The organism is Paraglaciecola sp. (genome assembly GCF_030730205.1).
Lineage (GTDB): Bacteria > Pseudomonadota > Gammaproteobacteria > Enterobacterales > Alteromonadaceae > Paraglaciecola.
On the sequence record NZ_JANQVQ010000336.1, the window covers coordinates 1 to 26,995 of the forward strand.

General features: G+C 44.1%; 20 protein-coding genes. 8 read left to right on the forward strand and 12 right to left on the reverse strand.

All coding sequences use genetic code 11. The annotated features are described in order from the left end of the window. Together NWQ57_RS22160 and NWQ57_RS22165 are read right to left on the reverse strand one after the other, a co-directional pair. Positions 1–935: Gfo/Idh/MocA family protein (locus tag NWQ57_RS22160; RefSeq protein ID WP_306024364.1), on the reverse strand; the 935-nt coding region annotated here is incomplete at its 3' end. Positions 936–965: 30 nt separating this feature from the next. Next, positions 966–1,868: a phosphoribulokinase gene (locus tag NWQ57_RS22165; protein ID WP_306024365.1), complete on the reverse strand. Its 903-nt coding sequence runs from the start codon at positions 1,866–1,868 to the stop codon at positions 966–968. A gap of 248 nt (positions 1,869–2,116) precedes the next feature. Here NWQ57_RS22165 and NWQ57_RS22170 point away from each other — a divergent pair, with 248 nt between their 5' ends. The 4 genes from NWQ57_RS22170 to NWQ57_RS22185 all read left to right on the forward strand — a co-directional run bounded on the left by NWQ57_RS22170 (position 2,117) and on the right by NWQ57_RS22185 (position 12,045). Further along, positions 2,117–2,761, forward strand: a complete 645-nt coding sequence (locus tag NWQ57_RS22170) for an OB-fold-containig protein (protein WP_306024366.1) — start codon at positions 2,117–2,119, stop codon at positions 2,759–2,761. Positions 2,762–2,794: 33 nt separating this feature from the next. After that, positions 2,795–4,798, forward strand: a complete 2,004-nt coding sequence (locus NWQ57_RS22175; protein WP_306024367.1) for a hypothetical protein — start codon at positions 2,795–2,797, stop codon at positions 4,796–4,798. Positions 4,799–4,833: 35 nt separating this feature from the next. Then, positions 4,834–9,903: a DNA repair ATPase gene (locus NWQ57_RS22180; protein WP_306024368.1), complete on the forward strand. Its 5,070-nt coding sequence runs from the start codon at positions 4,834–4,836 to the stop codon at positions 9,901–9,903. 435 nt (positions 9,904–10,338) lie between these two features. After that, the gene (locus NWQ57_RS22185; protein WP_306024369.1) at positions 10,339–12,045 is read left to right on the forward strand and encodes a diguanylate cyclase; all 1,707 of its coding nucleotides are present in this window, start codon (positions 10,339–10,341) and stop codon (positions 12,043–12,045) included. 152 nt (positions 12,046–12,197) lie between these two features. On the opposite strand, the gene purD is transcribed toward NWQ57_RS22185, so the two are convergent. From purD to NWQ57_RS22220, 7 genes are all read right to left on the reverse strand, one after another. Then, the gene (purD, locus tag NWQ57_RS22190; protein ID WP_306024370.1) at positions 12,198–13,481 is read right to left on the reverse strand and encodes a phosphoribosylamine--glycine ligase; all 1,284 of its coding nucleotides are present in this window, start codon (positions 13,479–13,481) and stop codon (positions 12,198–12,200) included. 12 nt (positions 13,482–13,493) lie between these two features. Then, positions 13,494–14,330, reverse strand: a complete 837-nt coding sequence (locus tag NWQ57_RS22195) for a class I SAM-dependent methyltransferase (protein ID WP_306024372.1) — start codon at positions 14,328–14,330, stop codon at positions 13,494–13,496. Positions 14,331–14,449: 119 nt separating this feature from the next. Beyond that, positions 14,450–16,057 carry a bifunctional phosphoribosylaminoimidazolecarboxamide formyltransferase/IMP cyclohydrolase gene (gene purH, locus NWQ57_RS22200; RefSeq protein ID WP_306024373.1) on the reverse strand — a complete coding sequence of 536 codons (1,608 nt, stop codon included), beginning with the start codon at positions 16,055–16,057 and terminating at the stop codon, positions 14,450–14,452. 129 nt (positions 16,058–16,186) lie between these two features. After that, complete coding sequence (gene fis / locus NWQ57_RS22205) at positions 16,187–16,480, reverse strand: DNA-binding transcriptional regulator Fis (protein WP_306024374.1); 294 nt, start codon at positions 16,478–16,480, stop codon at positions 16,187–16,189. 28 nt (positions 16,481–16,508) lie between these two features. Further along, on the reverse strand, positions 16,509–17,540 hold the full coding sequence (gene dusB, locus NWQ57_RS22210; protein ID WP_306024387.1) for a tRNA dihydrouridine synthase DusB: 1,032 nt from the start codon (positions 17,538–17,540) through the stop codon (positions 16,509–16,511). A 214-nt stretch (positions 17,541–17,754) separates the two neighbouring features. Continuing rightward, positions 17,755–18,060: a DUF962 domain-containing protein gene (locus NWQ57_RS22215; protein ID WP_306024375.1), complete on the reverse strand. Its 306-nt coding sequence runs from the start codon at positions 18,058–18,060 to the stop codon at positions 17,755–17,757. After that, complete coding sequence (locus NWQ57_RS22220; protein ID WP_306024376.1) at positions 18,057–18,488, reverse strand: hypothetical protein; 432 nt, start codon at positions 18,486–18,488, stop codon at positions 18,057–18,059. Before NWQ57_RS22220 ends, NWQ57_RS22215 begins: the two co-directional genes overlap by 4 nt. A 191-nt stretch (positions 18,489–18,679) precedes the next feature. On the opposite strand from NWQ57_RS22220, the gene NWQ57_RS22225 reads away from it, so the two are divergent. The 4 genes from NWQ57_RS22225 to NWQ57_RS22240 all read left to right on the forward strand — a co-directional run bounded on the left by NWQ57_RS22225 (position 18,680) and on the right by NWQ57_RS22240 (position 22,613). Continuing rightward, complete coding sequence (locus NWQ57_RS22225) at positions 18,680–19,525, forward strand: tetratricopeptide repeat protein (protein WP_306024378.1); 846 nt, start codon at positions 18,680–18,682, stop codon at positions 19,523–19,525. A 100-nt stretch (positions 19,526–19,625) separates the two neighbouring features. Then, positions 19,626–20,684 (forward strand): ribosome small subunit-dependent GTPase A, encoded by a 1,059-nt coding sequence (rsgA, locus tag NWQ57_RS22230; RefSeq protein ID WP_306024379.1) that lies wholly within the window; start codon positions 19,626–19,628, stop codon positions 20,682–20,684. 193 nt (positions 20,685–20,877) lie between these two features. Next, positions 20,878–21,585 (forward strand): AraC family transcriptional regulator, encoded by a 708-nt coding sequence (locus NWQ57_RS22235; RefSeq protein ID WP_306024380.1) that lies wholly within the window; start codon positions 20,878–20,880, stop codon positions 21,583–21,585. Positions 21,586–21,689: 104 nt separating this feature from the next. Then, a complete protein-coding gene (locus NWQ57_RS22240; RefSeq protein ID WP_306024381.1) occupies positions 21,690–22,613 on the forward strand; it encodes a DMT family transporter in 924 nt (307 codons plus the stop codon). A 36-nt stretch (positions 22,614–22,649) separates the two neighbouring features. On the opposite strand, the gene NWQ57_RS22245 is transcribed toward NWQ57_RS22240, so the two are convergent. The 3 genes from NWQ57_RS22245 to NWQ57_RS22255 are packed head-to-tail and all read right to left on the reverse strand — an operon-like array spanning position 22,650 to position 26,734. Further along, entirely contained in the window at positions 22,650–24,005 is a 1,356-nt protein-coding gene (locus tag NWQ57_RS22245) for an oligogalacturonate lyase family protein (protein ID WP_306024383.1), read from the reverse strand. Further along, a complete protein-coding gene (locus NWQ57_RS22250; protein ID WP_306024384.1) occupies positions 24,005–25,585 on the reverse strand; it encodes an MFS transporter in 1,581 nt (526 codons plus the stop codon). The genes NWQ57_RS22245 and NWQ57_RS22250 overlap by 1 nt, the downstream gene beginning before the upstream one ends. A gap of 42 nt (positions 25,586–25,627) precedes the next feature. Beyond that, a complete protein-coding gene (locus NWQ57_RS22255; protein ID WP_306024386.1) occupies positions 25,628–26,734 on the reverse strand; it encodes a glycoside hydrolase family 105 protein in 1,107 nt (368 codons plus the stop codon). Positions 26,735–26,995: the final 261 nt, after the last annotated feature.

The window sequence follows — 26,995 nt, forward strand, 5'->3', positions numbered from 1 at the left end:
CCGCTTTGTGCCATAGAAGGGTGCTCAGTTTTACCTGCTAAGTGCTCAGCCATGGCTTGTACAAAGTCGCCTTGAATGGGCGTAGGTTTGAGCATAGCTTGAGTGATGCACTTTTCGGCTGTGGTTAATTCTGCAGGCGTCTCATCAAAAACACTAAAACTAATTTGCCCGCGTTCACCAATAATAAGGACTTTGTCTGCAGTACTGCTTGCAGCAAAATTCCAATGGCCGGTGCCAGTCACGCCGTTTTCAAACAACATACTGGCTGCCACAGCATCATAAGCGGTATATAACCCTTGTTGATTACTCGCGACACCTTGTGCTTGTTTTATATTGCCTAACAAAAAACACATCATATCTAAGCCGTGACTGGCTATATCTTCAAAATAACCGGCTTTGGCCACTTCTTTTTGCGTACGCCAATTCGATTTTTGGCTTAAATCAGTCGCACTGGGCGGGCGAATATACTGCCAGTCGATATGTCTGACCTGGCCAATTTCTTTATCGTCTAACCATTGTTTTATTTGGGTAAATGCCGGTAAAGAGCGACGATAATAAGCCACAAACAAGGGTAAGTTTTGCCGTTCAAAAGCTTGCTGCATGCCCAAACACTGATTGAAATCTAAGGCCATGGGTTTTTCTACGCAACAAACCTTGCCCGCTTTAGCAACTTGTAAGGCGTATTCGTAGTGACTATCAGGTGGAGTAGCGATATAGATGGCGTTAATATCAGGGTCGTTGATTAAGGCCTCAGCATCATCATAATATTTGGCCACGCCGTGGCGTTTGGCAAAATCTTGCGCTTTGGCTAGGGTACGTGACATCACTGCCACTAGCTCAAATCCTGCAACTTGCTGATAGGCAGGCGCACTTTTAACTTCACAGACGTCACCACAACCAATGATGCCCCAACGATAGTCGGCTGATATCGCCATACAAATTCCTTATTTACTTAATGCGATAACTTATTTTTCAGTAACCCAATCCATCTGAAAACCAGCACGACGTTTTTTATCGAGAATTTCTTCAAGTAAAGGTGAGATAATTAACTCCATGGCTAAGGTCATTTTGCCGCCCGGCACTACTAAGGTATTGATACGCGACATAAATGATCCATCTATCATCTTGAGCAAATAAGGATAATCGACGTTTTTCATTTCGCGGCGAAAACGCACCACAACAAAACTTTCGTCTTGGCTGGGGATTTCACGCGCGCTAAACGGATTCGAGGTATCAACCGTAGGCACCCGCTGAAAATTGACATGTGTTAGCGAAAACTGCGGGGTAATAAATTTAAAATAGTCATCTAAGCTGCGCACAATGCTGCTCATCACCGCTTCACGAGAATGGCCTCGTTCGGTGGTATCACGTACGATTTTTTGGATCCACTCAAGGTTGACTATGGGCACTGTACCCACTAATAAATCTACGTGTTTAGCCACATTCACATCATCGTTGGCTACGCCGCCATGTAAACCTTCATAAAACAATAAGTCAGTGTTTTCGGGTAAATCTTGCCAAGGCGTAAACGTGCCAGGCATTTGATTAAAGGGTACAGCCTCATCAAACGTATGCAGATATTGACGGTGTTTACCGCGGCCTGTTTCACCGTATTCTTTAAACAAGCTTTCTAACATTTCAAAATCATTAGCACGAGGCCCAAAATAACTGATGTGGCGGCCTTGTTCTTGGGCTTTGCGAATTTCCACTTCCATTTCAGGTCGAGTGAATCGATGAAAACTGTCACCCGCAACCATAGCGGCATTAACCGACAGATTTCGGAAAATATGGCGAATCGCATTCGTGGTAGAGGTAGTGCCAGCTCCAGATGAGCCGGTTATCGCAATTATTGGATGTTTTACTGACATTGAATATTCTTAGTCGTGAAACGGACAACAGTTATAAGCAAGCAAAGGCAAGGGGTCAAGACCCTAACACGCTTTATCAGATAAAATTAAGCTAGCGATGAGTAATCCCCCTATTCAGATAAGAAAATTATTATAAATAATTCACCTCGAAGTGGTCTTACTGTAAGACAGAATGATTGACAAATCGCCAGTGAGTGAGTAATTTTCGTCACGCCTGAATAAGTCTAAGCGGTAATGGAGTAGTATAAATGGATGCTTTTTTAAACGATATATTCAGTTTTCCCACCGTCATTTTCACCGTCCCCTTGATAGTGCTCACCTTATTATGGCTCATGGCATTTGCTGGGCTGCTCGACTTAGATATTCTTGATTTTGATGCTGACACCAGTAGCGATGCTGGAAGTGAAACCAATAGCGTGTCGTGGCTCGAAAAACTTGGCTTAGATGGTGTTCCGTTAACAGTTTCACTGACACTGATTGATATCTATGCGTTTTCATTTACTTATTTAGCTCGCAAATATGCTGCACCTTTATTTGATGGCGCACTAACGGCTACCGCACAAGGTGCGATTGTGGCCACCTTTGCTATTGTCATTGCACTGCCACTGTCTGCTTTGTGTATTAAACCTCTGCGACGTTTTTTTGCTACCCATGAAGGCGTGGCAAAAAGTGAGCTGATTGGCACAATTTGTACCTTAACAACCCTAACAGTGAACGAAACCTTTGGGCAGGCTGTTACTCCTGACGGCATGATTTTAAGTGTCAGAGCCACCACCCCGAATACCATAAGCAAAGGCAGTAAAATCGTATTAATTGACTATCTCGTGGCACAAGATAGTTATTCTGTTGTCACCGAATCTGAATTGATGGCTATGTCATCACGTTCTTTATAAACCCCTTTATAACCCTAAATCAGGAGCGACTTAATGAATGAGCCAAGTGATCTAATATTTTGGATATCACTCGCAGTTGGTATTTTTATATTCATCATGGCAGCCATATTAATGATGGCAAAGCTGTATAAAAAAGTTGAACAAGGCCGCGCCATGATCGTCAATACCATGCGTGATGAGCCCAAGGTGACTTTCACTGGCTCAGTCGTGGTGCCGGTTTTCCATAAAATGGAAATCATGGATATATCCTTACGAACCATCGAAGTTGACCGCAGCGGCTCCGAGGGCTTGATTTGCCGCGATAATATTCGTGCTGATATTAAAGTCGGCTTTTTTGTGAAGGTAAACAAAAACCGCGATGACGTGCTAAAAGTCGCCCAAGCTATTGGCTGTGAACGGGCATCAAACATTGCCACCTTGGAAGATTTATTCAGCGCCAAATTCTCCGAGGCACTAAAAACAGTGGGTAAATCCTTAGATTTTGAAGATTTGTATGCCAAGCGCGACAAATTCCGCGATTTGATTATCGATAACATCGGCACTGACTTAAACGGCTATGTGCTAGAAGACGTGGCGATAGATTATTTAGAACAAACGCCTATCGAAAAACTCGACCCTAATAATATCTTAGACTCGCAAGGTATTCGTAAAATTACCGAATTAACCGCCGAGCAACACATTCAAACCAACGTATTTCGCCGTGATGAAGAGATGAAAATCAAGCGCAAAGACGTTGAAACCCGTGAAGCAATACTTGAACTGGAGCGCCAACAAGCAGATGCAGAAGCAAAACAGCGCCGTGAAATAGAAACCGTTATCGCTCGTGAAACCGCTGAAACAGAACGCGTACAACACGAAGAAAAACTCAAATCAGAACAAGCTCGCGTAACCGCGGCACAAGAAATTGAAGTACAAGAACAAAACAAACAACGAGAAGTGGAAGTGGCTCAAAACAATCGCTTACGTGCTGTGGCAATTGAAGAAGAGCGTGTTATCCGTGCCCGCGAGTTAGAGCAAATCGATCGCGAAAAAGAGGCCTCTTTACAACGCATTGCCAATGAAAAACTGCTTGAGCACGAAAAACGTGAAATCGCTGACGTCATCCGTTCGCGCATAGAAGTCGACAAAACTGTAGCGCAGCGTGAAGAAGAAATTAACGAATTGCGCATGGTTTCTGATGCTGAGCGTCATCGTAAAGCCAAGGTAATCGCTGCTGAGGCAGAAGCAGAAGAAGCCTTAGTCAAAGATATCAAAGCCGCCGAGGCCGCTGAGAAATCGGCCAGCCACATTGCTAAACAAAAAGGCATTGATGCTGCAGCAGACTTAGACGTTGCAGAAAAACGTGCCATGAGTCAGCGTAAAGAAGCAGAGGGTAAAGAAGCGCTCGAAGCCGCCGCGGGTCTTGCCGCTGCCCGAGTGATGGAAGCACAAGCGATGGCCAAAGAACAAGAAGGCATGGCGCAAGTACGTGTGCAAGAAGCCATGGCCGATGCAGTAGAGAAAACTGGCGTGGCCGAAGCGCAAGTGACCGCTAAAAAAGCCGCGGCAGAAGCTGAAGGCATGACCCTTAAATTCGCTGCCATGGGCACTATGTCTGAACAACAACGGGCGCATGAAGAATTCAGAATGCAATTGGATAATGGCCATGCTGAAATCATGGAGTCTATTCGAACCAATGTGGACATTGCCAAAGAACAAGCGTCTGTGCTCTCTGCTGCCCTCAAGGCGGCAAAAATTGATATTGTCAGCGGTGACAGCAGCTACTTAGACAGCTTTGTAAAGTCTATCTCGGTAGGTAAAGCGATTGATGGCACCATGAACAAGAGCCAAACCTTGCAAACGGCATTTAAAGATCACTTAAACGGCGACGCCAGTTTTGTTGAAGATGCCAAAGAGCTTGTCGCAGGTTTTGGTAGCGCCAGTGGCAGTGTAAAAGACACCGCCATCACGGCCTTGGTGGCCAAATTATTAAAAGAAGGTCAGTCTAATCCCCAGTTGCTCGATGTTATCAGTAGTGCATTAAGTCCTAAAAAGTAGTGGGTAAGCACTAGCGCTCTAACAAGGAACTACCGATGGCTTCAGAGCAAACACAAGTTGATCAAGCAGTCGCAGAAGGTGGCGCTTATGACGTTATTCGTCGGCGTTTAACTGAGCAAGCTGTTCGCCTTAAACAGCAACTCGATCACCACAATCAGCAACGTATCGCCGAATTTGGCCAAACCAAGCTTGAAGTACAAGGCAGGGTGCGCGTACGCACTGAAAACAACTGTATTGCCCGCGACATCGTGCCGGTTGGCGACAGTATACTGTTTGGCTATAACGTCTTTATTGGTTTAAAAAAAGAAACGAAAATTAACGATGTGTTTGGATTATATCGGCTGGTCAAAAACGATCAGGGCTTTGAGCTCAATCCCCGTGACATAGCTGGGACGTTCTTAGCAGATGCAAATTTCCAAAAAGAGTTTAATGAGCTTTACGTTTATTATAAAGAAGCCCGGTTGTTGCAGCTTAAAGTGCAAGAGCAAACCTTGTTCGCGGTGTTTCAAATTGGCCATAAAATTAATGATACTCGTGTATTTCAATGGCGTGTGAATAAAGACGGTAGTGCCAGCTATATCGACAATCGTGGCGAAAGGGCGCTAAAACGGGCACCTTCCCACGATTTTGAATGGCAAAAAGCCGCCCGTGAGCAACATGTAAGCGGTCAGCATCCACATATCAGTGTATTGGATATGGCTTTTGTTGAAACCATTGGTGGTACCTTAACCATTAAGGTAGAAAACAACACCGAAGATGGCTTAGGCGTTTATAACGAGCCTGTCGAAGATCGTACGCAAAGCTTAGCCGACGCCGATATTCACTATGCGCAAGTCGGCAGCCTGATCCTGTTTAAGATCCTGCCCTACCGTGAAAAAACCTATCGGTATTTAGTGTTAAATACCCGCACCAATCAAGTTAAGCGTATCGATGCGATTGGTTTGGCTTGTGTGTCTTTACCCGAAGACCACGGTATTATTTTTCCTGGTGGTTATTATCTGCAAAACGGTGAAACCAAGTCCTTTCCTGATGAAATTGCTGGGCTTAAGTTTAGGCGCAGTGTGCGCTCACCTAATGGTGAAGACGTACTTTATATCTTTCACGAACCTGAATCGGGTTTGAGCGGTTTATATTCTTACAACTTTATTCGCAAAGAGTTGCAAAACCCCATTTATGCCCATGGTTATAGTGTGTTTGATAATGGCAGCATGGTGGTGTTTCAAGCTGAAAACGAAGCGACCCGTGTGCATCCGATGCAAATTTGGCAAACCCCCTATTTCAGTAATGAATTTGCCGCCAAACAACCCACCACAGATAGCTTGTATAGCCGTATTGGTAACAAGGAGTTAGTGCGCGGTATAGCTGAATTAAGCGCAGTACATCGTAATATTGTTAACCCCAACCCCAGCCGACAAGTCTATGAAGATTTAATTAAAACCTGCGCCACCTTATTTGATAGTTTTTATTGGTTAAACGAATTAGATTTCAGTGAGTTAGGGGCGGTAGTAAAAGACATCACCACAACCGCGGAACTGGTGATTGATGAGTTTGAAAAAGTGCTGCAAATACGTCAGCAGGCTAATAATGCACTAAGCCAAGCCGAACGAAAACAGCTAGAACTTATCGACAGTATTCGTGTGAGTGATTGGCATACCCCAGAGCAATATGTGGCCTGCTTAACCACGTTACGCCAACAACGCGGTCATTTAATTAGTCTTAAAGAGCAGCGCTACATCAATAAAGAACGGCTAGAACAGCTAGACACAGAAATCACCCAGCACTTTGAAGAACTCAGTCATACCACCGTCGCGTTCTTAGCCAGTGACCAAGCACTGCAACCTTATCATGACAATATCACGAGCTTAGAAAACACCATTGCTCAAGTTGAATTAGTGGTTGATTTGAAACCCATTAATCAACAGCTCGACACCCTATCAGAAGGTCTGGATTTACTGACTGATATACTCAACGGTTTAAAGGTCGACGATGCCACTGTGCGCACCAAAATTTTAGATGACATTTCTGAGATTTACGCCAAGCTCAACCAGGTTAAAGCTCAAGGTAAGCAGCGCTTAAAACAACTTGGCTCAGGTGAAGCCAGTGCCGAATTTGCCGCTCAGTTTCGCTTATTTTCACAGAGTATCAGCAGCGCTCTCGCCATGGCTGATACACCTGAAAAAGCCGATGAACAACTTTCGCGCTTAAGTGTTCAGTTAGAAGAATTAGAGTCTAAATTCAGTGAGTACGATCAGTTTTTAAGTGACATCATGGATAAGCGTGAAGAGCTACACAGCGCCTTCGCGAGTCGCAAGCAGAGCTTGATTGAAGAACAACAGCGCCGTGCACAAAATGTGTTTGGCGCCGCCCAGCGCATTATCAATGGCGTGAAAAAACGGGCATTAAGTTTTAATCAACTTGATGAACTCAACACCTATTTTGCCTCTGATCCGATGATTTTAAAGCTCAGTGAACTTGTCAAACAACTACGTGAACTGAACGATCAGGTCAAAGCGGATGATCTAGAAGCCCAGCTCAAAGCAGCAAAAGAAGCAGGCATCCGAGGGCAACGAGACAAACAAGATATCTTTGAAGATGGCGGAAGAGTCATCAAACTGGGTAAACATAAATTCAGCGTAAATACCCAAGGCCTTGAGCTGACCTTACTACCAAAAGATGACGGTTTGTATCGCCATCTCATTGGCACTGATTTTTTTGAGCCACTCGAACATGCTCAATTAAACCAACTCAAACCTTATTGGCAACAGGCCTTGATTTCGGAAAACCAAAACATTAGCCGCATTGAATACCTAGCGTACAGTATTATTCAAGATGCACAGCAGCAGCGTAACCAACTGAATATAACTCAACTGTATGCCATGGTTAATCAAGCCAGTGAACTTGAAAAACTCGTACGCACGTACATGACGTCTCGCTATCAAGAAGGCTATCAAAAAGGGGTGCACGATCGCGATACCGTTAAAGTGCTACAGGCTTTACTCAATGTGCACGAGCAAGCAGACTTATTGCGGTTTGACCCACAAACCCGTGCGATTGCGATGCTGTTCTGGGCTTATGCGGGCATCAATAAAGCCCAGCAACAAATTTGGCAAAGCCATGCTTTTAGCGCACAACTATTAGCTAACGCCTTTAACAGTCAGCAAGGCTTTTTGCAATTGCAGCTAAATCTTGAAACCCATATAGGGGCCTTTATTCAACGTTTTTTGCTGCCATTCACCGCTCGAGAAATCACCCAAGCGGCACATTATTTAAGTTTAGAACTGGCCTTACCCAAGTTTGCTTTTATCACCAGCCCAAGTGCCAACACCCTCAACCAAGCGTTTAATACCGCCTTGGAAGAGCTTGGTCATACACGAGATTTCAGCACTGCCATCAGTCAGTTTAATCAACAAATAGAAAAGGCTGATGGTAAACAAGACAGGGTGTTAGGCCTCAACGAACAATGGAGTTTATGTCAGGCCTGGCTTAGTGCAATGTTAGCTACCACTGACAAACCACAAACGCGACACTATTTAGCCGAAACAGCCGCACTGATTATATGCCAACACACCATAGAAACCCGCGCCAGCAAGATTAACCTTGATATTGAGGTAGAGGGTTTACTCAGTGAACACCAGCGTATTAAAAACGGCCAGCTACGCTTTTCTCTTGATGAATTTATTCAACGATTACATCACTATGAGCAAGTTGATGTGCCTAACTTTACGCTTTACCACACGGTGCGCCAACAAGTGATGCAAAGCAGTAAACTTGAACTGCAATTAGAGAGTTTTAATGCCAAACCACTCAGTTCTTTTGTGCGAAACCGCCTAATTAATGAAGTGTATTTACCCATTATCGGCGATAACTTAGCCAAACAAATGGGCGCACTAGGTGACAGTAAACGCACTGATTTAATGGGCTTACTTTTACTTATTTCTCCACCTGGTTACGGCAAAACCACTTTAATGGAATACGTAGCAGCGCGCCTGGGTTTAGTGTTTATGAAAATAAACTGCCCTTCGCTTGGTCACGATGTCACCTCACTTGACCCTGCGAATGCACCTAACGCCACTGCTAAACAAGAATTAGAAAAGCTCAACTTGGGTTTAGAGATGGGCAGTAATGTCATGTTGTATCTTGATGATATTCAACATACTCACCCTGAGTTTTTACAAAAATTTATCGCCCTATGTGATGGCACCAGGCGCATAGAAGGTGTGTGGAAAGGCCAAAGTAAAACCTATGATATGCGTGGTAAAAAGTTTTGCGTAGTGATGGCGGGCAACCCTTACACTGAATCTGGTGATGTATTTAAAGTGCCTGATATGCTAGCTAACCGTGCTGATATATATAACTTGGGCGACGTTCTTGGTGGTAAAGAAGAACAGTTTGCCCTAAGTTACATTGAAAATGCGCTGACCTCTAACGCAGTATTAGCACCACTGGCGCTGCGAGATATGCAGGATGTGTATAAATTTATTGCGATGGCACAGGGTCAACAAGTTGCAACGAATGAGCTAAGTCATGCTTATAGCGGTGCGGAAATTAATGAAATTGTCAGCGTTATTAGACATCTGGTAGTGATTCAAGATGTCATCCTAAAAGTTAATTTAGCGTACATCAAATCAGCGGCCACCGCTGAAGACTATCGCCAAGAACCGCCTTTTAAATTGCAAGGCAGTTATCGCAACATGAACAAAATGGCAGAAAAAGTTTCTGCGGTAATGAACCACGCTGAACTCATGCAATTAATTGGCGATCACTATACCGGCGAGGCACAAACCCTCACCTCTGGTGCCGAAGAAAACGTGCTTAAGTTAGCGATGTTACGTGGGGTAATGACCGAAGCACAACAACAGCGCTGGCAACATATATGTAGCGCATTTAGCGGTAAAAAGCAGTTGAGTATCGAAGGCGATCCTACCCTACAAGCAGTGCGAGAGTTAGGCCAGATATCCGCCAGTTTAGAAGCGATTAAACTGGATATGCAGCAATCGGACACCAGCGACCTAATTAAACCCATTAATCGTGTCGCCACTGCCATGCATTTATTAAGTAAAGTGTGGACCGGTTCTGACCGTAAGACAGAGCATAACGAAGAATAGTACCGACAATACTGAAGGTCTTGTGTCTTTGACAATTAACTGAGATAGACTCAGGCCTAATTATCTTTGATGAACGAATTTTGGTCCCTAACGGATGTTAGGCGCCTAGGTGCCAAGTTTGCAGCCTTGGACATTTTGATTTAGGCCCACTCGACCTGCAAACATGCGCCTCGCCTAAATGGCACCCAGAGTGCTGCAAAATGAACAGAAAAGATCAACAGGCCCTAAATAAAACACAGATTTTCGTTTGCAGGAAGTTGCCAAGGTAGTCAGTGAAGTGTCAAAATTAGTATCTTCGCTTGCATGTATAGCGTTGATAACAAGGAGTTATTTATTTCTAACAGGCATAATAAGACGCAATCGCTAAGGCCAATTTCCAAGGCTAACAAAGCCAAAACCTTGCCCTTGATCTCAGTGAGCTTGCTTGCGATCTGTATGTTTGCGTTGTTATTCAGTGTTGTAGTTGAAATTAAAAGCAATCTCTTTCAAGAGCAAATTATGGCGACTGAGGGCAGATTAGACCTCAGCGCCCTAGATTTAACCGAAAGTGAGCCTGTACCACTAAAAGGAAAATGGCAATTCTATTGGCAGCAATTTGTTGAATCAGAAAACGTTGCCACTGAAATACCCGCAACACATGACTTTATACAAACCCCTCTGTCGTGGGAAAGACAAGAATACCTATCAGAGCCTCTTCCCTCTGAGGGCTTTGCCACTTATCGTCTACGGGTCAATATCAAAACGACAAATGAAGCATTAGCCCTATCATTACCGGTAATGGGTAGCGCTTATCGTTTATACATAAATCAGCAATTAGTCGACGAAGTGGGCCAAATAAGTACTGACAAGTCCAAGGCAATACCCGATTACTCACCTAAAATTGTGGTTATTGACAACCCTGGTGAACAACTCGACTTGATTTTACAGATTTCAAATTATGACCTTGCTTGGGGAGGTCAATGGTCCCCTATTACCCTTGGCTCGGCGGACAAACAATTTCAAACTGAGTTAATAAAACTTCTGCGCAGCGTCACTATTGCAGCCATTTTTTTTACGATTGCCGTTCTGAGTTTATTTCATTTTGCCTTGAGACCTTCAGATTTATTGCCTTTTTTACTGGCTTTAAGTTGTATTTGTTTGGGTGTTCGCGAAATTGAAACCAGTCATTTGATTTATTTTACTGATGCAGTTTCATTAGGATTTAGCACTATCGTGCGGATCAATTTTCTCTCGTTTTATCTCTCCATTCCCTTATTCACCAGTTATTTTCACATTTCTTATCCTAAGGAATTTCGTTTCTGGCCTTTCCTTATTATTTGCTCAATCAGTGCAGCCTTTAGTCTGCATGTGCTGTTTAGCTCAACAGCCGTATTCACCCAGTACTTAGTCTATTTTCAAGGTTTTGCTTTGGTGGTGTTGGTGTATGGATTGTATTCAATCATGTTAGCTGCGTACCGGCGTCGTATAGGTGCACGCTTAATTGCCCTTGGCTCTTTGTTACTATTTGCGCTTTCTATTAACGATATTTTATATAGCCTGAGGATAATTGACACGGGCTCGATGGCCAGCTTAGGTTTATTGTCATTCGCGCTATGCCAAAACTATCTGACGTATGTCAGGTTCATAAAAGACAGTCAGGCCATGAAGACCTTATCGGTACAAGCAAATCATGACCCCTTGACTATGCTGCTAAATCGTCGTGGATTGATGGATTCTATACACCATATCGTCTCTGAACAACGTCAGACTTCAGCGCATTTTTGCGTGCTGTTAATTGACTTCGACCATTTTAAACGCCTTAACGATACCTTAGGTCATGATGCAGGGGATACTGCTTTGGCAAAGGGCAGCGCTATCATGCAAACATTAATTCGTAGACACGATTTAATTGCACGGTGGGGCGGTGAAGAGTTTGTATTAATCCTGCCCAATACGGATAAAAACGGTGCCAAGATACTCGCAGAAAAAATCCGTATAAAATTGTCAAATGACCTATCTGAGCAACTTAAGTACCCCATAACGGCTTCTATTGGCGTAGCACAGAGTCTAGAAAATGAGAATTTTGCTGACTGTTTGAAACGGGCAGATAAGGCCTTGTATATGGCAAAAGAACAGGGCCGCAACCGAGTAGAACAAGTCTGAATACCTCAGGTACTATAAGAGTTAAGTCCTGTGTTCTGCAGAGGATAATACGCAGTAACGGTAATCGGCCCTTACTGTTTTCAGACTTTGTTAGCCAAACAGCAAACAAAAAAAGCGCCGAAGCGCCTTTTTATTGTCTGTATGCTTAAGCTCTACTGTTGCTCACGAGCAATAGCACGATAAGCAATGTCATCACGATAAAACATGCCATTCCAGCTGATATCGTTAACCAGTTTGTAGGCATTGAGCTGGGCGTCAGTTACCGTATTCCCAAGAGCCGTGGCACACAATACACGCCCCCCATTAGTGGTAACCTGACCATCAATATCTTTCGTTCCAGCGTGAAATACTTTCGCGTCACTGTTACCTAAACTTAAGCCCTTAATGACATCACCTTTAGCGTAATTACCCGGATAACCACCAGCGGCAAGTACCACACCGACCGCAGCGCGTGAGTCAAATTCAGCGCTAACAGTATCTAAGGTTCCTGCCAACGCGTGTTCGACTAATGTGACTAAATCAGACTGTAAACGCAGCATAATGGGCTGGGTTTCAGGGTCACCAAAGCGGCAATTGTACTCAATGACCTTAGGCGTACCGTCAGCCATAATCATTAGTCCAGCGTATAAAAAGCCTACGTAGGTATTACCTTCTGCCGCCATACCATTGACCGTGGGATAAATCACTTCATCCATCACACGTTGATGAATGGCTGGCGTAACGACGGGAGCCGGTGAATAAGCGCCCATGCCGCCAGTGTTAGGACCTGTATCGCCATTGCCAACCCGTTTATGGTCTTGACTGGTCGCAAAGGCTAATACATTTTTACCATCAACCATGACGATAAAACTGGCTTCTTCACCATCTAAAAACTCTTCAACTACCACGCGACTGCCAGCTTCACCGAAGGCATTACCAGCTAGCATATCGCGAATAGCCTCTTCTGCTTCTGCTAAGGTCATTGCAACAATAACGCCCTTACCTGCAGCTAAGCCGTCGGCTTTAATTACAATCGGCGCACCCATTTTTTTGACATAGGCCAAGGCAGGCTCTATTTCAGTGAAATTTTGGTAGCTACCTGTGGGAATAGCGTGTCGAGCTAAAAAGTCTTTAGTAAACGCTTTTGAACCTTCAAGCTGCGCAGCCGCTTGAGTTGGACCAAAAATCGCTAAACCAGCGGCTTGAAATGCATCAACCACACCAAGTACCAGTGGTACTTCTGGGCCAACAATCGTCAATTCAATGTTGTTTGTTTTAGCAAAGTCCACTAAGCCTTGAATATCTTCAACAGCGATATCCACGTTAGAGAGATTAGCTTCTAAAGCCGTACCGGCATTACCGGGGGCAATAAACACTTGCTTAACTTTGTTTGACTGTGCCACTTTCCAGCCCAGAGCATGTTCGCGACCACCGCCGCCGATGATTAATACATTCATGTGTTGTGGTTCTTACTTGGTAGTAGGTTTAATAAATTTTAAGGTCATACGGTTACTCTCGCCAATGGCAAGATATTTGGCTCGGTCAACATCACCTAAGCGTAAGCTAGGGGGAAGCGTCCATACGCCTTTCTCGTGATCGGCACTGTCTAAGGGATTTGCGTTGATATCGCTTGTTGCCATCAAGGTAAAGCCGGCTTTTTCAGCTGCTGCAACAACCGTAGACTGCTTCATGTAACCTGATTTTTTTTGAAATTCGTCATCAAACTTTTCAGGTAAAGCATGCTCAACCACGCCTAAAATACCGCCAGGCTTGAGAGCCTTAAAAAAACTTGAAAACGCATTATCGATGCCAGCTTGATCATCCCCCATATACCAGTTATGCACGTTTCTAAAGGTCAAAACACGGTCAAGGCTACCAGCTGGCGCAAAATCTAAGGCTTTAGTGGGATGAAAAGCAGTGACTTTAACGTTACTAAAACTCTCATCCGCAGCGACTTTGGCGTTAAATGCATCCAATGACTTTTTGTAATATGCCGGGCCACCTTCTTCTACATAAAAATGCGCCGCATAATAAGTGCCATCATCTTTTAATAAGGGTGCGAGTATATTGCTATACCAGCCGCCGCCAGGTGATATTTCCGCTACCGCCATATTTGCTTGAATATCGAAAAATCGCAAAGTTTGCTGTGGATGACGGTATTCGTCACGTAAACGCTCAGCAGAAGAGCGCGCCTCTGAGCCTACTGCATCTTGCAAGGCATCAGCAAAAACATACGAGGAACTAAGAAGAGAGGTACAAACAAGGACTTTTACGGATTTTTGTATAGAACGTACTAATGTATGCATCAACATATTTCACCCATTTTATTTGTTAAAGTTCACTTAAGATTGTAACGGCTATCTAAGCGAGACGTAACCATAAACGGAGTCAATTGACCCCGTTTATTGGTAAATACACCTTAACTCTAATGTTTGAAGTGACGCATGCCAGTAAAGACCATGGCAATCCCGTGCTCATCTGCTGCATCAATCACTTCTTGGTCACGCATTGAGCCGCCAGGCTGGATAATGGCTGAAATGCCGGCAGCAGCAGCAGCATCGATACCGTCGCGGAAAGGGAAAAACGCATCAGAAGCCATTACAGAACCCGGCACTACCAGGCCTTCATCAGCGGCTTTAATACCAGCAATTTTAGCTGAATATACTCGGCTCATTTGACCCGCACCTACACCGATAGTCATACCGTCTTTACAGTAGACAATGGCATTAGATTTGACGTACTTAGCCACTTTCCAAGTAAACATAAGATCGTTTAACTGGGCCTCTGTAGGTTTAACTTTAGTGACCACTTGCAAGTCTTCTAACTCCACCATAGCGAAGTCGCGCTCTTGCACCAACAAACCACCGTTAACACGTTTGAAATCGTAACCATCTGTGAGCTGACCTTGCCAATCACCACAGGCAAGTAAACGCACGTTTTTCTTGGCAGCCACAACGGCTATCGCATCGTCACTAACGGTAGGAGCAATAATCACTTCAACAAATTGGCGATCGACGATAGCCTGCGCTGTTGCGGCATCTAGCTCACGGTTAAAGGCAATAATGCCACCGAAGGCAGAAGTAGGATCCGTTTGATACGCACGGTTATAAGCATCAAGAATGGTGTCACCTAAGGCCACGCCACAAGGATTAGCATGTTTAACAATAACACAGGCAGGTTCAGCAAATTCTTTCACACATTCAAGGGCCGCATCTGTATCAGCGATGTTGTTGAACGATAATTCTTTGCCTTGCAATTGAGTAGCAGTGGCAACAGAGGCTTCTTGAACAGTATTTTCAACATAAAATGCAGCATTTTGATGGCTGTTTTCACCGTAACGTAAGTCTTGCTTTTTACTTAACTGAATGTTGAAGGTACGCGGAAACTCACTGTGATGGTGGTCACAATCGTCTTCACATTCGCTTGAGTCAATCATGGCGCCAAAATAGTTAGCAATCATGCCATCGTATTCAGCAGTATGTTCAAAAGCAGCAATGGCCAAATCAAAACGGGTAGCATGACTTACACTATTTTGCGCACTGGACATTTCTGCCATCACTCGGGCGTAATTAGCAGGGTTGACCACAATCGTTACCGCATTGTGATTTTTCGCTGCAGCGCGCACCATCGTTGGCCCACCGATGTCGATGTTTTCAATCGCGTCTTCTAGCGTGCAATCATCGTTAGCGACAGTTGCAGCAAAGGGATACAAATTCACTACGACTAAATCAATTGCTTGGATATTGTTTTGTGCCATTACCGCATCGTCTTGACCGCGACGCGCCAAAATACCACCGTGAATTTTAGGATGTAAGGTTTTAACACGCCCATCCATTATCTCTGGATGTCCGGTATAGTCAGAGGCTTCAATTACTGTCAGGCCATGGCTACTGAGTAGTTTAGCCGTACCGCCGGTTGAAATGAGTTCAACACCTTGTGCTGCAAGAAACTGGGCAAATTCAAGAATGCCGGTTTTATCAGATACGCTTAACAAAGCGCGACGAATAGGGTTTGCGGTCGTTGTGTTTTGCATACTTAATCCACTATCAAAGGTAATATTTTGCTAAATTTAGTCTAACATTTTTCGCCAATTTGCAGGGCTATTCTCTGGGGGTACAAACAAAAAGAGCACCCTATGGTGCTCCTTTACAAAATACTCGGCTTAGTTCATGCCGTATTGCTTTAACAACTTACGCAATGTACCGCGGTTGATACCCAACATGGTTGAGGCGCGTGTTTGATTGCCGCGAGTGAAGGTCATGATCTCTTCTAATAATGGCGCTTCAACTTCAGCCAAAACTAACTCATATAAGTTTTCGATGTTGTTATTATCTAATTGCTTTAGATATTTATTTACCGCTTGTTTAACAGAATCACGTAGCGGCTTTTGCGCCTGAGTTTGTGAAGGCGTGGTTACCGTAGTGGTAAACGGAGAAGTTACATTTTGTTCGAACATATACATCGTGCTCTTTAGTTAGTCATCATTAAGCGGCAGGCGAATTCTGGTTTAATACCGTTTCATCTGCCAATCTGTCGAAGTAAGTTGATTCCACATTAAAGGTTTCAAAATACTGGTTTAACGCATCAAGTTGCTGTGAAGCATCTTCAATTATGTTGAACTGGGCACGAAACTTTCGTTCTTTGTCATGCTCAGCTAAATACCAACCAACGTGCTTGCGAGCAATTCTCGCTCCCAAATACTCACCATAAAATTCGTGAACATTGGCAACATGCTCTAGCAATATGCTACTCACCTCACCAATACTGGGAGCAGCTAACATTTGGCCAGTTTGCAAATAGTGTAAGATCTCGCGAAATATCCAAGGATTACCTTGAGCACCGCGACCGATCATTAACGCATCTGCTTGGGTATATTCCAGTACGTGCTTAGCTTTAAAGGCATCTGTAATATCCCCGTTTGCGACCACCGGTATCGACACAGCCTGTTTGATGGCCTTAATGGTGTCGTATTCGGCATCGCCTTTGTACATACAAGCTCGGGTGCGACCATGCACCGCCAAAGATTGAATACCGTTGTCCTGGGCAATTTTGGCAATTGCGATTCCATTACGGTTTTCTGTATCCCAACCTGTGCGTATTTTTAAGGTAACCGGCACATCTACCGCATTAACAACCGCCTTGATAATTTGTTCAACCAAGGCAGGATTTTGTAATAAGGCAGAACCCGCTAACTTTTTGTTCACCTTTTTTGCCGGACATCCCATATTGATATCCACAATTTGTGCGCCATTACTGACGTTTAACTGTGCGGCTTGCGCCATCAACTCAGGATCAGCCCCAGCAATTTGCACCGCCCTTATCCCCGTTTCACCACGGTGGTCCATGCGATGCTTGGACTTATCTCGTTCCCACACTTGAGGATTAGAAGACAACATTTCAGAAACAACTAAACCTGCGCCAAGACGCGTACAAAGTTGTCTGAAGGGTCGATCTGTCACGCCAGCCATCGGCGCTAAAATCAAATTATTATCTAATACATAAGGACCAATCTGCATCATTATCTAAGACCAAAATCGTGCAAAAAACGTCCATTGCTCAAAAAGGGGCGCAAGTTTACGAGTTTTTGAACCTCTTGGAAAGGCTAGATCAACAACAAATTTGTACTTTTTTTAAACAAAGACGGTTGACAATAACAGAAAAGGCTTTTTAGCGACCTTGAATGATCATGATTAGTTAATAAAAGGAAAAGCAGTGGTGAAAAATAAGGAATTAAAAGCGAATGCGGCCAATCAGAATATCTTTAAACATCACCCAATCGCCTAAAAAGCTGTAAAACGGGTAGGTGAAAGTAGCCGGTTTATTGTGTTCAAAAAAGAAGTGTCCAATCCAGGCAAATCCGTAACCCAAAAAGGGTAAGGCCACCAACCAGAGCCAATTCTGCGTCACCAAGACCGCGAGACAAAGCATAATAATCAATGATGAACCCACAAAATGTAAACGCCGACACGTCGGGTTTTGGTGTTCGGATAAATAATAGGGATAAAAGGCTGCAAAACTGGGGTATTTTTGGCTCATATCAAAGACGCCGTTATCGCATTAGAAACTGGTCTTTTTCCGTGTTGTTTTAAAGCATCTTGCTGAGTTTCTAGCCATTCTAACGCCATGTCTCGTTGACTAAAAAAATCGATATTCCATGCTTTTGTTCGCGGGGTGGTGTGGGCTAACAAATGTGTTGTTAAATTTGACTTACGGGTATAACTCACCACAGCCATTGCATGTATTTCAGGAATATTACCGATGGCTAACTGCGCCTGAAATTCGTAGCCATATTCATTAATTTTGTTCACCAATAAGGAAAACGGCGCTCTGAGGTGCTTTTGCAAGAAGCCATGATATTCGTTTACCATTGCCAAGGTCATTACGACATCATCATTAATAATCACTTCTGCGATATCGGCTCGCAGAATTGATATTTTGGCAAATTTTAAAACGTGCAGTTCCATGAAAACGCTGCTGTAATTTTAAAGGTGCCATAAACTAGCAACAAATTGATAACATTACCAATTTGTTTTGTTGATAAGGCATCTTGTCTTACACTAATGCGCAGTTAAAGTCTTTCATATGCAGATGAACCCGCTTGTTTTTGATAAACTTGCCCCAACACAAGCAAAACAGATTTTTGTTGAGAACATAAATGAATACTAGCGTAGATATCTCCTTAGAAAACTTTGAGCAAGTCATTTTACAAGACTCGCAAGAAAAACTCGTGATGATCGAATTTTGGGCACAAGGCTATGCGCCAAGTGATGAAATTGCTCCGGTATTGGCCAGCGTGGCTAGAAAATACCCAGACACCCTTATTCATGCTCGCGTTGATTGCCAAGCCCAACCTGAAATTGTCCAACAGTTTGGTGTACGTGGTTTGCCCACCGTGATTTTGGTAAAAGAAGGTCAACCCGTAGATGGTTTTGCAGGGCCTCAAGGTGAGGCACAAATCATTGAGCTGTTGAACAAACATTTACCTAAAGCAGAAGACGGTTTAGTTGCTCAAGCACAAGAATTAATAAGCGCAGGTAACTATCAACAAGCCTATACCTTAGCTAAACAAGCCTATGACCTTGACAGTAGTCGTGCTGATATCAAATTATTATTAGCCGATTGCCAGATAGAGTTAGGCCAAGTCAATCAAGCTAAAGCGATGCTCGCCACTATTGGTTTAGTCGACCAAGATGCCTTGTATAAAAGTATTCAAGGCAAAATAGAATTAGCCGAACAAGCAGCAGAGTCGCCAGAGATCATCGCCTTACAACAAGAGCTAGCCAACGACCCTGATAATCTCGATCTAAAAGTCAGGCTAGCGGTTCAATTGCATCAGGCCAATCAAATAGAAGAAGCCTTAGATCTGGCATTAGCGGTACTGATGAAAGACTTAAATTTTGGCGATGCAAAAAAACTCACCTTAGACATGATTAACGCCCTGCCCGACGGTGACCCACTAAAATCGAAATATCGTCGCAAAGTTTACAGTTTGCTGTATTAAAACTCGTTTCAGTCACTATGCTGCGGCGCACTTGCGCCGCAGAGCCTGATGTCTTAAAGTTTTGCCTTCAGCGTTTTGTCATATCTCTGGGTACAAAAGCATGACCTTAAAGGAATTAGGCTGGCGGCCAATGCTGCAACAGCAACTGAGTTTGGAAGAACTAGAATGTGGTTATGCCGCGCGGGTTAGCGCAGTATTTCGTGATCGCATTGAGCTTAAAACCCTAGACAACGAACTCAGTCTGCCTATCACTGGAATACTCGCCAGTGCTGACCCTATCGAACGTCCTACTACTGGTGACTGGCTATGGCTGGAAAACCATAGCAATAAAGCCCTCAAATTGTTTGAACGCCTTAACGTATTGCAGCGCACCGCCGCAGGCAGTGAGGCAAAGTCGCAGTTAATTGCCGTCAATATTGATACCTTATTTATCGTATCGTCGTGTAATCAGGATTTTAATGTTTCGCGCATCGAACGCTATTTAACTTTGGTATTAGCAGCGCATATACCCGCCGTGATCGTACTAACCAAAACCGATCTGTGTGCGGATGCCGATAGCTATGCAGAGCAAGCTCAGGCCATTCATCATGATGTGCCGGTTATTAAGGTCAATGCCCTGACTGATGACATTGGACAGGCTTTCAGCTATTGGACTGGCGTTGGTCAGACTATCGCCTTTTTAGGCTCCTCCGGGGTCGGTAAATCAACCTTAACCAATGCCTTATTAGGTCAGCAAATACAGGATACTGCAGGTATTCGTGAAGACGATGCCAAAGGTCGCCATACCACTACCGGCCGCAGTTTGTTTGCCATGCCAAACGGTGGCTGGGTATTAGATACCCCAGGTATGCGTGAGCTGCGTTTAAACGATGATTTAAGCGGCGTGGCCGAAGTATTCGATGACATCGAAGCCTTGCAAAAACAGTGTAAATTCAATAATTGCCGTCATGAGGATGACCAGGGCTGCGCCATTCAAGCCGCTTTAGAGGCTGGTACTTTAGAATTACGTCGCTGGCAAAATTACCAAAAATTGCACCGTGAAGCCTTACGCGCTAGACAAACTAAACATGAACAACATGAACACGGCAGAAAATTTGGCAAAGAAATACGCCAAGCCTTAAAAGGTAAAAAGGCTAAACGAAATTGGGCTGATCAATAAACTTTTGCTTGGGGATGATGCGTTCAGGCAATGCAGCGTAAAGGGCCATACTTTTTTCAATCGAAAATTTTGACCTTAACCAATCAGTAAATATCCGCAAATTTAACTAACCTCAACTCCGTTTGCCAACGCGACCTATCCCCCCTGACAATGTTATAGTCTTTTTTAAGGCCAACGACTTCACAATTACTTCATGCAAAATTCGCTTTCTATCCGCTCATACAGCCGCATGCGTAAGGGGCATAAACATGATTATCACCAATTAGTATTGCCACTTCGTGGCGTCATCAATATCGAACTTGAAGCCTACTCTGGCAAAGTTGCGCCTGGGGAATGCGTGGTAATCAAGCAGACTCAATACCATCATTTTACGGCCAACCAGGAGGCTAGATTTGTGGTGGCTGACATGGCGATTTTGCCTGAAAATTTATTACACTCAGATAGTGTGGTGTTTTCAATTACGCCCCCCTTAAACGCATATCTTAGTTTTATTGAGAAACAGCTCGAAAATCAAGCCAACTCAACATTAGAACACGCCATGTTTCAGACCTTTTTTTTACTATTAGCAGAGCAGGCTCAAACTAAGCAACTCGACCATCGTATCCGCGCTGTGGTGGCTCATATTCTGGACAATCTCGCTGAAAACTTGCCCATTAAACTTCTGGCAACGATTGCCTGCTTAAGCCAAACCCAATTTAAAAAATGCTTTACCGAGCAATTAGGCCTCAGTGTGTCTAAGTACATCACGCAACAGCGACTAGAAAAAGCCAAAGCCCTGTTAATCAATACCGATTACCCTATCCAAATTATTGCAGAGCAAGTGGGTTATCATGATGTTTCCGCCTTCAGCAGACGTTTTTCAAGTTACTTTGGTTTATCGCCTAGAGCATTTTTACAATAAAACAAACGGCTAAACAGCCAACAAAAGCGTCTTTTCTGCACATTATTACCTTTTTAAACACGCTACACTTCACTCAGTATTCATTTCAAAGATTAAGGCAGAAAATGCATCATCAAAACCACGTTTTTCGTGGCAGCCTCGCCATCGTCATCGCCAGTTTTTTATGGGGCACAACAGGTACCGCAGCGAGCTTTACACCCAATGTCAGCCCATTGGCGACGGGAGCATTTGCCATGGGAATTGGCGGATTGTTGTTGGTGCTAAGCGCTTTTCGAACCTTAATGTTAGACAGTGCAAAGTTAATGGCTCAGTATAAATTATTGCTGGTCGGCGGCTTATCGGTAGCGATTTATCCTCTAGCGTTCTACAGTTCAATGCGTCTTTCTGGAGTAGCTATCGGTACGGTGTTATCTATCGCCAGTGCTCCCTTTTTCACCGTGCTCTTAGAGTGCCTTATTAGCAAAAAAACCATGTCTAAACGATGGCTTGTGAGTTTTGCCATTGGCGTGCTAGGGATAGTGCTATTGGCTTTGGGCAAAATACGCAACACAGAGCTCGATACCCCCTTACTGGGTCATTATCTGGGAATGTTACTTGGCCTCGTAGCTGGATTAAGCTATGCCCTCTATTCTTGGGCGGCTAAATGCATGATAGAGGGTGGTATTAATTCAAAGTCGGCTATGTCGAGCATGTTTGGCTTGGCAGCTTGCGTTTTGTTACCTTCATTGCTGTTAACCGGTGACAACCTCTTCACATCAACAGGTAATACATTGGTTGTTTTTTATATGGCGATTGTGCCGATGTTTTTAGGATACATATTGTTTGGTTATGGGCTGAACTACATTGAAGCCAGCCAGGCAACCCTCATCACTTTATTAGAGCCGGCGGTAGCCACTCTTATGGCAGTATTAATTGTAGGAGAGCGCTTTAGCGCCATTGGTTGGTTTGGTATCGGCTTAATCATGGTTTGTTTGCTACTACAAATAACAAACAAACCCGTTAAGTCACAAAATTTAGCACTGGTTTAAGGCATATTTTCGTCTTCAATAGACCACGCCTCTCACTTAGTGTTTGCTAATTTCTACCGCATACACATGCACGGGGCCGTGCATATTTGAGCGAAAGACCAGCCATTTACCATCAGGGGTAAAGGTAATATTAGGTTCTAATCGGTAGTCATGGTGCTGCATGTTAACTAATTTAGTGGCTTTGAGCGTAGCGGGTTTTATCAAGTCTTTGGCATTGCGAGCGCTGATCCCAGCGACGTCATTCACGGCCTGTGAATCAAACAAATAGATCCATTTGCCGTCTTTCGCTTTGGCCACCATTTCACTGTCACCGCCGTCACCGGCGAACATACTGCCGTCACGAGACACATTAAAATGCACCGACCACTCATCCCTCTCCATGTGCCGCCAAACCCGCTCGCCCGTTTGTATATCGTAACTGGCTAACCAAAAATCTTGGCCACGAGGTGTTTGTAAGTCGTAGTAAATTTTACTGCCATCAAAACTCCAAAATTCGTGCCCAGCGATTTCCATATTCATCATACGGGTATGAATGCTTTGTGGTGTAAGGCCATGAATATCCGTTAACCAAATGCGATCCACTTTATGCCAAGGACCTTCATGAGAATACATCACTAGCTCAGGGTCCACCGGCGAAAATTGAATATGGTTTAGCCAATCGGTGGAATGCATGATGGTGCGCTGTTCACCCGTTTTGATATCAATCGTAAACATTTGCATGGGGATGCGTTTTTCTAAGCGTTCATCCATGCGCACTTCTTTGGCGTCCGCAAAACTTAATGGCTGCCCGTTGGCATCCACCGCTTCATATCGGGCTTCAAAGCGGCTATCACGAGGGCCAGTTTCTAAGTTATGTTCTTCTTCAGCAAAGGCCCCTATCAGCAGGGTTTCATCGCTATTAATAGAATGGATTTTGCCTCTGGCAATGGTCGCGACTTCGCGTACTGCTCCGGTATCTATATTCACAGCTAAAATTTTCGTGGGGCTTTGCAGTTCGTTTTGCGGATGCACCACTTGGCCGTCTTGTGGCGGGATATGGGTTAAATAAACCTCTCGGCCTTTGGGCCCCATAAACAAAATACCGATATTCGGATCTTGATATAATCGCGTTACTTTAAGACTCGTTAAATCGACTACCGCAACGCCTTTTGGATTATCCACCGAGATAAGCAATTTATCTCCGCTAGCAGCGTAGGCATTTTGATGAAAATACAAAGAGCGCGAACCAGGCTCGTCAGACAAACGCACAATTTTATGCCCCGTATCAGCATCTATCCAACTTTTAGGGATAGTTGTAACACCGGTTTTTGCGCTGTCTGGTTGTGCCGCACAGGCGCCTAAAAATAGGCTGAGTAACAAACTTGCAGGTAGCAGCCAATGCTTGTGCTTCATTATACTTTACCTGCTAACGTTGAATCTTTTCTAGTTAACTCACTATCACCTGAAATGGCGTTATTGCCCCACAGTTGCTCGTACTTCCAACCAGTTAAATCTTCAATAATGGCTTGATTGGCGGCAGATGAAGGTTCACGCACGCCAGCTTCAAAACGGGCAATTTCGTCCATTAAAATGGTGTGAGTGTCGGTGTTAAGATGGAATTTAGTGGATACCCAATAACCCAGTATCAATACAATTATCGGACCGATGGTCATAATCATCACGATAGATTGCATGACATCGGCACTTTGAACTTTTTCCCCCTTGATGAGGCCACCTAACTCAAGTGCGGCCCCCACGGCAAATACGGCGCTGGCTTGTGTCGCTTTGCGAACAAAGGTCATGACACCTGCAAAACTGCCTTCGCGGCGCTGACCGGTGACGATTTGATCCACATCGGCCATGTAATTATAGGTGTTCCAAGGAATGTAATTCAGAATACCGCGACCAATACCGGCAAAGATTAAGGCAATGGCCATCCAGCTTATTTGGCCTGTTTGACTTTCGGGGGCAAAATAATAAAAAGACGATAAGCCGATAATACCCACAATGTAGGACACCACCGCAAAGCGATAAGTCAAAGCAGGAAAAAACTTAGGCAACAACGCAACGCAAGCAAACACCGCACCGACGGCTAGGGTTTGCACGGTAAAAATAGAGGCCATCAGATACGAGGTCAAACTTAAGGATTCACTGGCGCTATAGGCAAACATGCCACCTAAGGCAAACGCCGCAAAGTAGGTAAAGGCGGCGTTGAAAATATCTTGGCTGATATACCCCCCCAAATACATGCCTAAATGTAAACGAAATGCCCTAATTTTGAAGGTAAATCCAAGACCTTTATACAGTTTAGTAAAGGCCTTAACAAACGAAGTACGTTCGGCCTTTTCGTGAGCCAATTCTGCCGAGGTTTTAGTTCGCTCCCAGGTAAACAAGTACACGAAGGTCACCACCAGCATAAAGGCGATAGAGAAAATGCCGCCCATAATTAAAAAGGTATCGGGCGAATCTTGCCCACCTAAGGCAGAGACTATCCAAGCGGGCAGTATCGTAGCGGCAATGGCCGACATATGCCCTACCAAGATACGCGCCCCAGCAAACATGCCCTTTTTACGAAAGTCTTTGGTCATTTCAGCGGCCAAGGTTTCATAAGGAATTAATACTGAGGCATAAACCAATTCAAAAAAGATGTAGGTACATAAGTAATACAAGAAATGCTGACCACTGACCCACATCAACGCAAAACTGGGTAACAGTGGAATAGCGATTAACAAAAAGATACGACGTCGGCCAAAACGGCGACCAAGACGAGTAGCATCAGCATTATCCGACAAATAGCCAATCAAAGGACTGGCTACTGCATCTATAATACGGGCCGAAGCGAAAATAATACCGGCTTGCAAGGGGCCTAAATTACAGTAGGTGGTATAAAAAAATAGCACCCATGTACTGATAACGGCCATCGAACCTGCACCGAGCACATCCCCAAAACCGTAAGCCGTATAATTTATAAAACCAATTTTACGTTCTTTCATGTTAACTCTCTTGTTATTATTCTGCTTGCTGACATCGCCACATTAAATATAGCGATTCATGTACTCCACAAAGGCTAAAATCGCCATCGACTGCCCATAAGGCATAGAGGTAAGGGGGATGTCGCGGTAACCTTGCAGATCATCAAATACTGGCGTACCAAAGGAAACTTGCTGTAATTCACCACTTTCATCAACGTTTGCTAAAACCGCTTTAATGGCTTTAATAGCGCAGTCTTCATATTTGCTGTCGAGGTAACCTTTGCGCACAGCTTTTAATATGCCGTAGGCAAAACCGGCTGCGGCAGACGCTTCAAGATAAGAATCGGGATCATCTAATAAGGTGTGCCACAAACCATCTTTATGTTGAGTTTTAACTAAGGCCTTCACTTGGGCTTCGAGTGTCTCTAACAAGAACATGCGTAAACCATCGTCTGCCGGTAAATCCAACAACTCAATAAATTCCGGAATAGCGATAGTCACCCAGCAATTGCCGCGAGCCCATAATGCGTCTGCAAAATTATGACGACCGTCAAAGGTCCAGCCGTGAAACCACAAACCGGTTTTACGGTCAGCTAAATATTTGATGTGTAGCATAAACTGACGTTTTGCTTCTTCTACATAATGGGGGCGGTCTAATAGCAAACCGATTTTAGCCAGTGGTAAGACACTCATCATCAGCGTGTCATCCCACATTTGCTGATAATTCACTGAGTTGAATACAATATGCTGAATGCCATTTTCCTCGGTGCGAGGAATACCGTCCATGATCCACTCAGCCCATACGTCTAAATAAGGTAAGTAGCTGCGATTACCGCTGCGCTCTTGCATATAAGCCAAGGTTAAAAACGGCGACATGGTGTTAACGTTTTTGGTCGGGGTTCCGGCGGCAAAGCGGTTTTTAAACCACTCTTCAATGATCACTTTAGCGCTGTCATCACCGGTGATATCCCAGTATTTCATTAAGCCATATAAACCAATACCGTGGGTCCACTCCCAATCATTCCAACCTTTGGTATCAATCACGCGGCCATCATCGAGTTTTAATAAAAACTCGCCGCTATCATCGGTGATATTAACGAGGTTATTAATCAATTTATCAATGGTGGTGCGGATCGTGGAATAAGCGATATCATGGGCTAACGCTGGCATAGTTGGTTCCTTTTTACACAATAATGATGGAGTTATTGAGTGTCGACTCATGTTCAACCTTCACTCAACTTTAATAATATTACGTCATATTAAATCATTTTACGTCACATTAACATATCTATGACAAGTAAAAACCGACTGATTTGCGTGTTTTATCCAGCTAAAGCCCTAATCATGTGACATATAAACCAGATGTTTCATATTTGAATATCGCAAATAAAGCAGTGACTAAGAACTAGAGACGATTAGCTGCGAAGGTTG